Origin of the sequence: Wolbachia endosymbiont of Howardula sp. (assembly GCF_025021925.1) — a bacterium.
GTDB lineage: Bacteria > Pseudomonadota > Alphaproteobacteria > Rickettsiales > Anaplasmataceae > Wolbachia.
Genome location: NZ_CP092368.1, coordinates 483,546 through 497,063 on the forward strand (window position 1 = coordinate 483,546; position 13,518 = coordinate 497,063).

Genomic DNA, 13,518 nt, shown 5'->3' on the forward strand with positions numbered 1-13,518 from the left:
ACTAAATTATTAATAATCTTTATTATGTATTTTACCTGCACGTTTCCGAGCATTTGCATTTAGAAGCTTCTTGCGTAGTCGTATAGATTTTGGTGTAACTTCTACTAGCTCATCATCAGATATATATGCTATCATTTCTTCCAAAGTCATGATTTTAGGTGGTATCAGTTTAATAGCTTCATCACTACCTGCTGCTCTTATATTTGTTAATTGTTTACCTTTTAAGATATTGACTTCCAAATCATTCTCACGATTATGCTGACCGATAATCATACCACAATATACCTTATCTTGAGGTTTCACAAACATTATTCCTCTATCTTGCAAATTAAAAATAGCATATGATATTGCTTCACCAATATCAGTGGAAATCAGTGAACCATTACGTCTTCTAGAGAAGATGCCTTTATATGGTGCATAACTATGAAATACTCGATTTAATATGCCAGTTCCTCTTGAATCAGTTAATAGCTCTCCCTGATAACCAATTAATCCTCTTGAGGGTACTAAAAAAGACAATCTTGTTCTACCTTTACCATCAGGTTTAATGTCAAGAATTTCACTTTTACGCAAGATTAATTTTTCCATCACAATACCACTATACTCATTATCTATATCAATTATCACTTCTTCTATAGGCTCAAGCTTTGTGCCATCTTCTTGTTCTTTAAATAAAATTCTAGGACGAGAAACTGAAAGTTCAAAGCCTTCTCTTCTCATATTTTCAATTAATACTCCTAGTTGTAATTCACCACGTCCACCTACTTCACATGCTTCGGTTTCTGATGATACATTAAGAGTAATAGCGATATTTATTTCTGATTCCTCATATAAGCGTTCTCTTATAACAGTAGAGGTAAGCTTTGTGCCTTCTTGTCCAGCAAAAGGAGAGTCGTTCACATTTAGAGTAATGGCCATTGTAGGTGGATCAATAGGAGTGGAAGGTATTGCCTGTTGTACTTCTAATGCAGAAATGGTATGTGCAACTGAAGCTTTATGCAATCCAGCAACTGTAATTATATCTCCAGCTATAGCTTGTTCTACTGAAATACGCCTCAAGTGAGAAAATGATAGGATTTTCGTTAATCTTCCTCTTTCAATCACTTTTCCATTGAGATCAATTACTTTAATATCCGAGTTCACTTTTGCAATACCTTGATAAATCTTACCTGTCAGTAGTCTCCCAAGAAACTTATCAGATTCTAGTAAAGTCACTAACATAGTAAAAGGTGCATTTTGATCATAGAGAGCAGGTTTTATATAATCTTTAATTGTAGTAAATAATTGATCAAGATTTTGTGTTTTATGAGACAGACAGGTAGTACACCAACCATTTCTACCAGATGCATATAGCACTGGAAAATCTAACTGTTCATTTGAAGCATCTAAACTAAAAAATAATTCATATACTTCATTCAAAACTTCTTCAATTCTACTATCTGGGCGATCGACTTTATTAATTATGACAATTGGCTTTAAACCTGATTTTAATGCTTTTGATAACACAAATTTAGTTTGCGGCATTGGACCTTCTGAAGCATCTACAAGTAGTAGTACTCCATCTGCCATAGATAACACCCTCTCTACTTCTCCACCAAAGTCTGCATGCCCTGGAGTATCAATAATATTGATCTTATCATTGTTCCATATGATTGATGTATATTTTGCTAATATAGTAATACCACGCTCACGCTCTTGTGCATTGCTATCCATCACTCTCTCTTGTACTTCTTGATTATTCCTAAATGTTCCACTTTGTTTTAACATATTATCAAGTAAAGTGGTTTTACCATGATCAACATGTGCAATAATTGCAATATTGCGAATTAATGTAAATTCTTTCATTTTTGTGTATTTAAAAACTGAATTAATATTGAGTATACATATAAAATATATTGAGAATAGAAAATTGATATAATGAAATATTTTTAATACATTTTATATATCTCTTCATCACACTGCTAATAGCATAGTTATTATGTATGATAAAGAAAATTATACATAATAGCTATAGAACACAATATTGAGCTTTGAAATCCTTTATAAGATTCCAAAGAAAAAGTTCTCTCTATATTCTTCATAAAGAATATCAGATGATTTTGCAAGTATATATTGCCGTATTGATCTTCAATTGCTTCTATTGATCCATCTCTTGCAAATGCTGCAACTGTAAATCCTAGTAAATCTAATCTTTCTCTATTACTCGGAGTATTATTAACTGAACCTAAACGTGCATCTAGTACTTGCATTGTAAACCATCCATTGATATCTGGTATTAAAAATTTATTAACAATATTCGCTAAATGACTATGAGGAATGATCTTAATTTCTTTAAATTGATGATTTTGATCATCTAAGATGCTAGGTTCTATATGAGAAGTGATATCATTTAAAATGCTTTGTATTGCTCCAGACATACCAAATACATATATTGATGGATTATGAGAAATCATTGCCATAATGGCATTAAGAATGATTCTTCTAGTAGGAGTCAGTGATAAATCATCAATAGTAATAAAGATCCTATTTATTTTTTTTTCTTTTATACAGTCAATAATATTACTATTTATATATTCTACTAGTGGGATTTGTGACTGAATTATTTCTTGATTAGATAATATATCATATTTTTCATTAAAATGAATGATGTTTTTATCATCAATTAAGATACTTTGTACACCAAAATTGTTAAACAACGAATCATCTTTTTTAAATGACGTCAAATCATACTGATCTGACAATTTGAATATACCAACAAGTATATTACTATTGTGCTCTTTGAGCACTTGCACACTAGTATTCTGTATAAATGACTTCTGATTATACCATTTGTCAATTGATGTATCTGTATTCATATTAGAATTAGCAAAGCTACTAAATAATAGTAACAACATGAATAAAAAAAATAGCTTTTTATAGTATTGATATTGCATAATATAATATACTATGCGTTTTGCTAGAATATTTCACTTGATCAACATGATAATAATAAAATTATAAATGGCCTGAGCTGGAATTGAACCAGCGACACAAGGATTTTCAGTCCTTTGCTCTACCAACTGAGCTATCAGGCCAAGTATATTCTTTTGTTTTTAGAGAAAAAATATTATTATGTCCATTAAAAGTTTCTATATATTATAGTAAAATGCATTCTAATGTTAGAATAGGAATATATCCAGGTACATTTGATCCTATTACCTTTGGTCATATTGATATCATCAAAAGGGCATATAAGTTAGTTGATTTACTCATAATTGCTATTGCAGAAAATGTTAATAAACATGTGACATTTGATATACAACTCAGGACAAGTATGGCTAAACAAGAAATCACCGGATTAGGTATTATTGCTGATGTTGTGTCTTTTAATGGATTACTCATGAGATTTGCTAAGAAAAAAAAGGCTTCTGTAATTATTAGAGGCTTAAGAGCAGTATCAGATTTTGAGTATGAATTTCAAATGAGTTGGATCAATTACAAACTTCTTCCTGAGATTGACACTATCTTTTTACTTGCTTCTGAAGATACTCAATTCATATCATCTAGTTTTGTCAAAGAAATCTCTCAATTAGGAGAAGATGTAAGTCAGTTTGTATCACGGAATGTACAACATGAATTAATGAAGCTCCAATGTTATAACAAATAGAGAGTAATATATCTTATTTTTTATAGTATTTTTAAATCAAAATATTTCATATAATAGCATATCATAAAGATATTAAAATAATTAAGATGTTAAAAATAAGAGATAGTAAGAGAAAACTTTTTTGTTATGGTAATATAAATAATGATTATCTTGATCATCCATTAATATTCTTAGATATAGATGAAAAAAAAACACTTGCTTGTCCTTATTGTCAAAAAATTTTTATTAATCAAGATTTCAAAGAAAATTCCAGAAATGGAAATCTAATAAATGATTGATTAATATAAATACAAGAATAATTAATATTATTGATATCAATCTATTAAGTATATCTTCCATGAATTTCTGCATGAAAAATATCGAGTAGAAATATTAAATAGAATTTTGTGTTAGATATTTTCTACTTCCAGGTGTATTAATAGGTAATTGTTTTAATTCTTCAGTAAGATTTTCTTCACTATAATTCTTAATATTTATTTCAATTAATGATATAATAGGAAAAGGTAACTGGATATTATCATTTCTTTTGATTAAAGATGCTACAGTAATAATTTTTCCTCCCATGCCTTCTATACATTGAACGGCCTCAAGTGAGGATTTACCTGTAGTAATCACATCTTCAATGAGTAATATGTTATCACACTGCAATATTTGAAAATCACGTCGTAATTTAAATACTCCATTAACTCGTTCACAGAATATAGTCCTAATACCAAGCTGTCTACCAATTTCATAACCTAATACTATTCCACCAATTGCGGGAGTAAGAATGACATTGATTGAATCATTCACTTTTTGTTTGATTTTTTTAACCAATAAAGAGCATATTTTTATGCCTATCTTTGGACTCTCAAAAAGCTTTGCACATTGTATATATATATTGCTATGTAAGCCTGACGATAATACAAAATGGCCATAGCGGATTGCATTTGCTTCTTGAAATATTCTTAGAATTGCATTATTATCATTTAATATCGTCATACTATTATTTTTTGATTTAACTCTTTATTAATAATCTGAGTAATACAAATATCAGACCATACATTAATTGCAGTTTCACACATATCAATAATTGTATAAATAGGCATAATTAGTCCCATAATAGATATAGGAATATTTATTGATATAAGGTAACTTGTTGTCATAAAATAACACCCCATTGGGATGCCCGCATTACCAACTGCTGCACAAGTGGCTAATAATATCCATATAATCATATCATATAATGAAAATATCTTACCATGCAATTCTGATACAAATATTACGGTAATAAAAATAAATGCAGCACATGCATTCATATTAATTGTTGTACATATTGGTAAAATACATGAAGACAATTTTTTTGAAATATTTAGTTTATTATGTAAGCATGCTATTGTTGTAGGTAATGTTGCGCTAGATGATTTAGAAAAAAATGCAAGTGTAAGTGCTGGTATTACTCCTTTTAATGTTTGAATGGGAGAGATTCCTTTATACCATATTAATAGAGGTAAAATAACAAATGCATGTACAAAATTTGCACATATAATGCAAATGACATAATACAATATATTATGTAGTTCATGACTACTTTTAATTTCATATAAAAAGCATGTGATAAAAGCCCAAGTTGCAAAAGGCATATATTTTAGTATACCTTGTACGATATTTAATAAAGTATCAAATAATGCAGAGGATAATGTATATAAAATATCTTGCTTATCTTGTGTCAGATGTATAATAGATCCTCCTATTGTAAAAGCAATTATGATGCCACCAATCATATTATTTTCAAGAAACACTTGTATGATATTAGAAGGAATGAGTGATTTTAAATATAATAAGTAATTGCACTTACTATTTACCATGTTCACATCTTCTATATTTAAAATTATATGATGTCGTGCCGGATCTAAAAGAAGATAAAATATCAATGCAATGAAAGTAGCTATAACAGTAGTAACAATAGTATAAAAAATTGTTTTCTTAATTATCAAGATAAAATCAAGCGAGTGTTTGAGACTAGACATTGTAGAAATAATAGATAAGAATACCATTGGTAAACTAATCAATTTTAATAAATTAATAAATAAATCACTACATAGCTTAGCGCATTCATATATTAGTATACTTTTTGTAAAATATCCTATAATTGCTAGTAATATAGCACATAATAAAGTTTCTATACGCATTGATAATATCTCTTTCAAGTAAATTATAAAATATTTTCTTTAATTTTAAAATCAGATTATATAGATATAATGATTTTATCAAAAAATCTTCCATCTCTATAGCAATAGATAGATTTATACAATAAATCATCAATTTGCAATTTCAGTTAAAGTCTCAATGTGTTTGGTTTTACATATAATTCTATTAACAATTTTGTTAGTATAAGAGCAGAAAACATTGAACATGTAATTCCTATTGAAAGCGTAATAGCAAAGCTTTTCATTGCATTAATACCAATACAAAACATTATGCCTGATGCAATTAAGGTAGTGAGATTTGCATCTAAAATTGTTGTGAGCGTATTTTTAAATCCTTCTTCAATAGCACGTGCTTTTCTCTTGCCCAATTTTATTTCTTCACGAATGCGTTCAAATATCAGAATATTTGAATCTACTGACATACCAATTGTAAGTACAATACCTGCAATTCCAGGAAGAGTTAAAGTGACTTCCAATATGGTTAAAAATGAGAGAATGAGTATAATGTTAAAGAACATTGAACATGTAGCAAGTACTCCTAATTTACCGTAAGTCATTATAATAAAGCAAATAATTGTGAATACAGAGATAATCACAGAAATTTTGGCTGAATGTATTGATTCTCTACCAAGATTTGGACCAATATTTTTTTCTTCTACTATTGACAGTGATGCTGGCATTGCTCCAGCTCTTAAGAGCTGGGCAAGTTCTATTGCATCTTTCTCGCTAAAATTTCCATTAATTTCTCCTTCTCCATTTAGAATAGGTTCTCTGATGATTGGAATAGTGATAATTATATTATCAAGTATAATTGCAAGAGGTTTTCCTAGATTCTCTGTAGATACTCTTGCAAATCTTTTACTTGCAAGATCGTCAAATTTAAAATGTATTGTGGGATAACCTAAAGTATTATATATGACTGACACATTTATCAAGGACTCTCCTTTCATTACAGTCTTGCGCAATATAGGGTATACTTGTCCGAAAGAATCTCTTAATAGAATAGTAGTTGTATCATCAATATCCTCTATTTTCATGACATTCTCATTTATAAAATGAAAAGATAATTTAGCCATTTTGCCAAGAAGAGACTTTACATGCTTGATATTATGTATTCCTGGTATCTGAACTAATATTTTATCTGTGCCTTGTGTTTGTACACTAATTTCTTTAGTACCTAGTATATCTAAGCGTCGTTGAATATTAGTTATTAATTCTAAGACTAATTCATGAATCAAAAAAGTTTTGTATTGCTGTTGATATGAAATCTTCATTGAAGAATCTTTTTTATTAATTTCTAAATTAGAATTCATAGCTTTCACTAATGTGCAATATTTTTTACTATTATTAATATTACTATCTAGAATTAATATCATATCTTCCTGGATTTGAATCGTAGGGATCAGACCTACAGTCAAAAGCATTGCTTGTATTTCATCAGCTAATATGTATAATTTTTCTTTAAAATAAGATTCTATGTCTATACGTAATAACAAAGAACTACCTCCCCGTAAATCTAAACCTAAACTCATTTTTTTTTGTGAAATAAAAAATTTATTATCAAAAAAATTTGGTAATACTATATATAATAATACGAGACATATAATTAATATTGAGAAAGTTTTGATCTTAAATCCTATTTGCATAAATTTTAGGTTTAAAATTATGATAATATACTATAAACTAATTTATTAGACTTGTGTAATGTAAAATTGAGAGATTTCTTTATGAAGATAGGTACTAGAGGTAGTAGTCTTGCACTTGTGCAAGCAACGCAAGTAAAACAAAAATTACTAGAAAATGTTAATAATTTATCTATTGAGATTATTAAGATTAAAACTTCTGGAGATAAATATATAAATAAAAACCTTGCTGAAATAGGCGGTAAAGGATTATTCATTAAGGAACTTGAAATTGCATTACTAGAGAAGAAAATAGATATCGCAGTGCATTCGTTAAAAGATGTACCTGCATTCTTCTCAGAAGATTTAACAATTCCCTGTATCTTAGAAAGAATCAGTCCATATGATGCATTTATTTCTCATAAATACATGAATATGACCTCTTTACCAATGCATGCTACACTTGCGACTTCTGCAATAAGAAGAAAAGTACAATTACTACATTTAAGACCTGATTTAAAGATAGTACCATTGCGTGGTAACGTTACTACTAGATTAATAAATCATCAAAGCTTTGATGGAATCATTCTCGCAGAAGCTGGCTTAATAAGATTAAGTAAAAGTCATTTCATTAAAGAAATATTATCACCGCAAGTAATGTTAAGTGCCGTTGGACAGGGCGCAATATGTATTCAATGTCGGAAGAATGATTTTGCAATCATTAGTATTTTAGAACGAATCAATGATCTTACATCCTTTATTAGGACAAGTGCAGAACGAAGCTTTATGAAAACTGTTAATGGTTCATGTTTTACACCTCTTGCAGCTTTAGCAGAATTGATCAATCATTCAACGCTATATCTGCGCTGTATGTTAGCTTCTGAAAAAAATATATTTTTTACTGAAAGGACTTCATGCATAGAAGATGCAGAGGCAATAGGAGTGGATGCTGGATTAGAGTTAAAAGAAAAATGCTCATGATAAAAGATTGACTCTCTTTACGAAATGTGATCACATCTATATGCATTGATCTTCTTGAATGCTGTGATATTGAATAGATGTAGAAAAAAAGAGAAATAAAAGTTTTTATTATATATCTATACTTAAAGACACATTGATATAAACACTAAAATATACTGAGAATATATGAATTAATATACCTAAGATTAAAAAATTTTTACATACTGATATGCTATTCTGTTCATTCAAATTCCTATTTACATCCCTATTCTTCACATCTATGCTAATCATGCCATATTATTCTGAAGCGAGATCTAAGAGTAAAAAGATGAGTACTAAGTATATACCTTGTGAAAATCCTGGTGGTATCAATTTTCATGTAGATAAGAATTTTGCTGAAGCATATCAATGCTATCAAATCCGTATACAAAATCTTAAGAACATAGATAGACAAAATCATCTTGATAAAAGCATTGTGTATCATGATGAGAAAATGCATCAGGAATCACTAATATATGATGATATTATGATGAATAAAGACGGAATTAATATTGCAAAACTAAAAGGAGCAATATTTCTCGATCAAGAAACACATTCTAAGTGTATGATAATACATGAAGAGATATATGATCAGAAAACAGATGAGCCATGATTTATCATCATCAGAAATAAAGAAATAATTTTCGCGATCACTTAATTAGAAAGTATATAGCGCAGTCAAACATGTTTAATAAAATATCATATGAATGCTCTCCTATTTTTAGACATAAAACGCATGTTGTAGAAGTTGGTAAAGTGAAGATAGGAGGAGATCATCCTATAGTAATTCAATCTATGGCGCTTGGCGTACATATAGATTCTGATAATATAAAAGAAGGTGCGAGACATTATGCAAAAGAAATAATAGATCTAGCACGTGCAGGTTCCGAGCTAGTACGTATAGCATTACATTCAGAAACAATAGTACAAGCAATTCCCTACATAGTAGAAGAATTGAATCAGGAAGGGTATGATGGCTCAATATTAATTGGATGTGGACAGTATGAAATCAGTAGATTAGTCAAGAAGTATCCAGAGTATATTAAATTACTAGGTAAAATTAGAATTAATCCAGGTAATATAGGTTTCAATGATAAACGTGATCATCAATTTACAAAAGTCATAGAATATGTCATCAAACACAATCTATGTATTAGAATTGGAGTAAATTGGGGGAGTATTGATAAATATTTATTACAAAAATTGATGGATAGTAATTCTTGCTCTAGTGATCCTTTATCTTCAGATGCTCTGCTACGTAAAGCGCTTGTAGTATCAGCATTAGAGAGCGCAAAGAAAGCAGAAGAGATTGGACTGAGTCCAAATAAAATAGTAATTTCCTGTAAAGTTAGTACAGTACAAGATTTAATTATAGTATATCGTGCAATTGCACAATCTTGTAATTATGCTCTACATTTGGGTTTAACAGAAGCTGGTATGGGATATAAAGGTATCATAGGAACCACAGCAGGACTAACTTACTTATTACAACATGGTATTGGAGATACTATTAGAGCATCGCTGACTCAGCGTATTGATGAATCCAGGATTAATGAAGTTATTGTATGTAAAGAAATATTACAGTCAATAGGTATCAAGTATTTTATGCCTCAAGTAAATTCATGTCCTGGTTGTGGACGTACAAGTAGTACTCGTTTCCGTATATTATCTGAAGCAGTGAATCAGTATATCACAGCCTGTATGCCGATATGGAAGATACATAATCCAGGTGTAGAGCAGATGAAGATTGCTGTAATGGGATGTATAGTGAATGGACCAGGAGAAAGTAAGCATGCTAACTTAGGGATTAGTCTACCTGGAGATGGTGAAAAGTCTGTATCAGCAGTTTATAAAAATGGTAAATATCTCAAAACCTTACAAGGTGATAATCTATTTGAAGATTTTAAAGTGCTCATTCATGAATATATATCTGAGCACTACCAAATGAATCAATAATCATTATATGCAGTGCATATCATATATAAGCTTTTTTATTTTTTTTTTACTGTACTAAAAAATCCTTCAGTAGAACATTGCATACCGATATTTTTTTCTTCTTCTGAAAAAGCTTGCAAAAGCTCAAGTTGTTTTTTATTTAAATTCTTTGGATGTACAGTCATCACTATGACTTGTACGTATAAATCACCTCTAGTATATGAGTTTATATAATACATGCCCTTCTCTTTACATCTTAATTTAGTATTTGTTTGAATACCTTCTGGTACCTTTACTTTTATGTGTATTCCATCTATTGAATACACATCTATTTCTCCACCTAAAATAGCTAACGTCATATTTATAGGTACCTTACAATATAAATCTGCTTTATTACGAGTAAATATCTTATGTGGCGCGATTTTAACATATACATATAAATCTCCACTCTTTGCATTTCGTATTCCAGCCTCTCCCTTACCACTGACTCGTACTTTAGAGCCTTCTTCTACACCATGAGGTATACTAACTGATATATTGACTTCAGCTCTTTTACGTCCATTACCGTCACACTTCTTACATTTATTCTTTATGATTTCACCTTCTCCGTAACATACGTTACAAGTTCTTTCAATTGTAAAAAATCCTTGTTGTGCTCTTGTCATTCCACTTCCCTTACAAGCATGGCATTTCACTGGCGTGATGGCACCTTCGCTCCCAATACCTTGACATACATCACATTTTATATTTGTTACATAATGTATAGGAGCTTGTATGCCTTTAAATGAATCTTCTAAAGTAATTTCAAGATCATAACGAAGATCAGATCCAGGTACACCTGCACTTGTATTTTTATTAGCTTTTGCTCTACTTGTGCTATTAAAACCCCCACTAAAAAAGTCATTAAAGATATCACTAAAATCTCCTGAAGAATGAAAACTTTGAGAAGATCCAAAAGGACTTTCCTGACCATATTGATCATAGGTTGCCCGTTTTTGCGAATCTGATAGTACTTCATATGCAGAGGCAATTTCTTTAAATTTTTCTTCTGCTTCTTTATTGTTAGGATTCCTATCAGGATGATACTTAAATGCTAATCTTTTATATGATTTTTTTATCTCTTCAACACTTGCATTTCTACCTATCTCTAGTAGTTCATAATAATCTTTCTTGCTCATATAGAAATATTTTCTCTTAAGGTCTGAAGATAGGTCTTTAACATGTAAATTTCAAGTACAATATATGTTTTTTATATTTTAGATGTCGATTTATATTGAAAGATAGTATAATAATGCACCCTGAGCGATTCGAACGCCCGACCTTTTGATTCGTAGTCAAATACTCTATCCAACTGAGCTAAGGGTGCAATCAAATAATAACTCTATCAGATTTTATTATGTATTCAACGAGTTTTATGATATTATTCATAATATCATAAATCAGTTATGAAAGATATGTGTGATATAAGTACAGTGTGTTTCTATAAATATAGAGTACTATATTATGATACAGTCAATTATTTAAAATATGTTGCGTTTTATCTAAAATACTTCTATATATTACATATGGGTTCTAGCTAATTTATTAAACCTGATTATACTGCATACTATAATCAAGCATATTATAATCATGAAAACCTATTATTCATTTGATGATATACTTCTTGTACCATCATATTCTGATGTACCTCCTAGAGATACAGATATTAAAACTTTCTTAACAAATGATATTCCATTAAATATTCCTATAATATCATCCGCTATGGATACTGTCACTGAATCAGAATTTGCAATAGCAATTGCTCAACATGGTGGTATTGGATGTATACATAAAAACTTATCAATTGATAAGCAAGTTGCAGAAGTTAAAAGAGTCAAAAAATATGAAAGTTGGATTGTATATAATCCAATGATCATTTCACCAGATAAAACAGTTGCAGAAGCAATTTTATTAATGAGAAGATATAATTATTCAGGCATACCTGTAGTAGAAAAACAAAAGTTAGTAGGTATCCTGACTAATAGAGATGTCAGATTTATTGAAGATTATAATATGCATATTAAGGTATCAGAAGTGATGACGCAACAAGAGAAATTAGTGACAGTCAAAGAGAATAGAGTTAATAGCGCTTCTGCAATGAAATTGTTACATGAAAATAGAATAGAAAAGCTATTAGTAGTTGATGATAATTCTTGTTGTATTGGACTTATTACTGTGAAAGATATCGAAAAGTATAATAAATATCCCAATTCATGTAAAGACAGTAAAATGCGTTTGAGAGTCGCAGCAGCTATTGGTACTGGTCCAAAAGATGGAATTGAAAGATCTGAAGCTCTTATTGATGGAGAAGTTGATGCTGTGATTATTGATACAGCTCATGGTCATTCTTATGGAGTAATTAATACCGTTAAAGAAATAAAAAAAATGTATCCTAATATGCAGGTCATTGCGGGTAATGTTGTCACACAAGAAGGTGCTGAAGCCCTGATTAGGGCAGGAGTAGATGCAGTGAAAGTGGGTATAGGACCTGGTTCTATATGCACCACGCGCATAGTGACGGGTGTAGGAATGCCACAATTCTCTGCTATTCAGTTGATTGCAGAGGTATGTAATTTGCATAATGTTAGACTGATTGCTGATGGAGGAATAAAGAATTCTGGTGACATTGCAAAAGCTATTGCAGCTGGCGCTGACTCTGTAATGATTGGATCAATTTTTGCTGGTACTCATGAAAGTCCAGGTGAGATTTTTATGTATCAAGGTAGATCATACAAAGAGTATCGAGGTATGGGATCTGTTAGTGCAATGAGATTAGGTTCAGCAAGTAGATATTGTCAAGATAATAATTCAACACTTAAACTTGTACCAGAAGGAGTGGAAGGGAGAGTACCATTTAAAGGTCCAGTGTCAGGTATCATTCACCAGTTACTTGGAGGTTTACAAGCTTCAATGTGGTATACTGGTAATAGTAATATAGCGCAAATGAAGCAAAATTGTGAATTCATCACTATTACTCCATCAGGATTAAGAGAAAGTCATACACATGATGTAATAATTACACAAGAATCTCCAAATTACTCTTATCAAGACACTAGCAATTTCAATCATTCATACTAAGTACTTTGAT

Annotated in this window: 12 protein-coding genes and 2 tRNA genes; 6 read left to right on the forward strand and 8 right to left on the reverse strand. The window is 30.2% G+C overall.

What is annotated here, in order from left to right; genetic code table 11:
• Positions 1-9: 9 nt before the first annotated feature.
• The 3 genes from typA to MC061_RS02220 form a co-directional block, all read right to left on the reverse strand.
• Positions 10-1,845 carry a translational GTPase TypA gene (gene typA / locus MC061_RS02210; protein WP_259535696.1) on the reverse strand — a complete coding sequence of 612 codons (1,836 nt, stop codon included), beginning with the start codon at positions 1,843-1,845 and terminating at the stop codon, positions 10-12.
• A 131-nt stretch (positions 1,846-1,976) separates the two neighbouring features.
• Positions 1,977-2,855 (reverse strand): hypothetical protein, encoded by an 879-nt coding sequence (locus MC061_RS02215; RefSeq protein WP_259535698.1) that lies wholly within the window; start codon positions 2,853-2,855, stop codon positions 1,977-1,979.
• A 146-nt stretch (positions 2,856-3,001) separates the two neighbouring features.
• Positions 3,002-3,074, reverse strand: a tRNA-Phe gene (locus MC061_RS02220).
• 71 nt (positions 3,075-3,145) lie between these two features.
• Here MC061_RS02220 and coaD point away from each other — a divergent pair.
• Positions 3,146-3,646 (forward strand): pantetheine-phosphate adenylyltransferase, encoded by a 501-nt coding sequence (gene coaD / locus MC061_RS02225; RefSeq protein WP_259535700.1) that lies wholly within the window; start codon positions 3,146-3,148, stop codon positions 3,644-3,646.
• A gap of 86 nt (positions 3,647-3,732) precedes the next feature.
• A complete protein-coding gene (locus tag MC061_RS02230) occupies positions 3,733-3,924 on the forward strand; it encodes a zinc-finger domain-containing protein (protein WP_259535702.1) in 192 nt (63 codons plus the stop codon).
• Positions 3,925-4,018: 94 nt separating this feature from the next.
• Here the strand turns inward: MC061_RS02230 and pyrE are convergent, their stop codons facing one another.
• The 3 genes from pyrE to secD form a co-directional block, all read right to left on the reverse strand.
• Positions 4,019-4,627, reverse strand: coding sequence for an orotate phosphoribosyltransferase (gene pyrE, locus MC061_RS02235; protein ID WP_259535704.1), 609 nt, complete (start codon positions 4,625-4,627; stop codon positions 4,019-4,021).
• Entirely contained in the window at positions 4,624-5,817 is a 1,194-nt protein-coding gene (locus MC061_RS02240; protein ID WP_259535706.1) for a dicarboxylate/amino acid:cation symporter, read from the reverse strand. Before MC061_RS02240 ends, pyrE begins: the two co-directional genes overlap by 4 nt.
• Positions 5,818-5,963: 146 nt before the next feature.
• On the reverse strand, positions 5,964-7,481 hold the full coding sequence (gene secD / locus MC061_RS02245; RefSeq protein ID WP_259535708.1) for a protein translocase subunit SecD: 1,518 nt from the start codon (positions 7,479-7,481) through the stop codon (positions 5,964-5,966).
• An 81-nt stretch (positions 7,482-7,562) separates the two neighbouring features.
• On the opposite strand from secD, the gene hemC reads away from it, so the two are divergent.
• The 3 genes from hemC to ispG all read left to right on the forward strand — a co-directional run bounded on the left by hemC (position 7,563) and on the right by ispG (position 10,412).
• Complete coding sequence (gene hemC, locus MC061_RS02250) at positions 7,563-8,438, forward strand: hydroxymethylbilane synthase (protein ID WP_259535710.1); 876 nt, start codon at positions 7,563-7,565, stop codon at positions 8,436-8,438.
• Between the two features lie 307 nt (positions 8,439-8,745).
• Positions 8,746-9,069, forward strand: coding sequence for a hypothetical protein (locus MC061_RS02255; RefSeq protein WP_259535712.1), 324 nt, complete (start codon positions 8,746-8,748; stop codon positions 9,067-9,069).
• A 71-nt stretch (positions 9,070-9,140) separates the two neighbouring features.
• Positions 9,141-10,412, forward strand: coding sequence for a flavodoxin-dependent (E)-4-hydroxy-3-methylbut-2-enyl-diphosphate synthase (gene ispG / locus MC061_RS02260; RefSeq protein ID WP_259535713.1), 1,272 nt, complete (start codon positions 9,141-9,143; stop codon positions 10,410-10,412).
• 35 nt (positions 10,413-10,447) lie between these two features.
• Here the strand turns inward: ispG and dnaJ are convergent, their stop codons facing one another.
• A complete protein-coding gene (gene dnaJ, locus MC061_RS02265) occupies positions 10,448-11,569 on the reverse strand; it encodes a molecular chaperone DnaJ (protein ID WP_259535715.1) in 1,122 nt (373 codons plus the stop codon).
• A gap of 114 nt (positions 11,570-11,683) precedes the next feature.
• Positions 11,684-11,757, reverse strand: a tRNA-Arg gene (locus MC061_RS02270).
• A 263-nt stretch (positions 11,758-12,020) separates the two neighbouring features.
• On the opposite strand from MC061_RS02270, the gene guaB reads away from it, so the two are divergent.
• Positions 12,021-13,508: an IMP dehydrogenase gene (guaB, locus tag MC061_RS02275; RefSeq protein ID WP_259535717.1), complete on the forward strand. Its 1,488-nt coding sequence runs from the start codon at positions 12,021-12,023 to the stop codon at positions 13,506-13,508.
• Positions 13,509-13,518 lie beyond the last annotated feature (10 nt).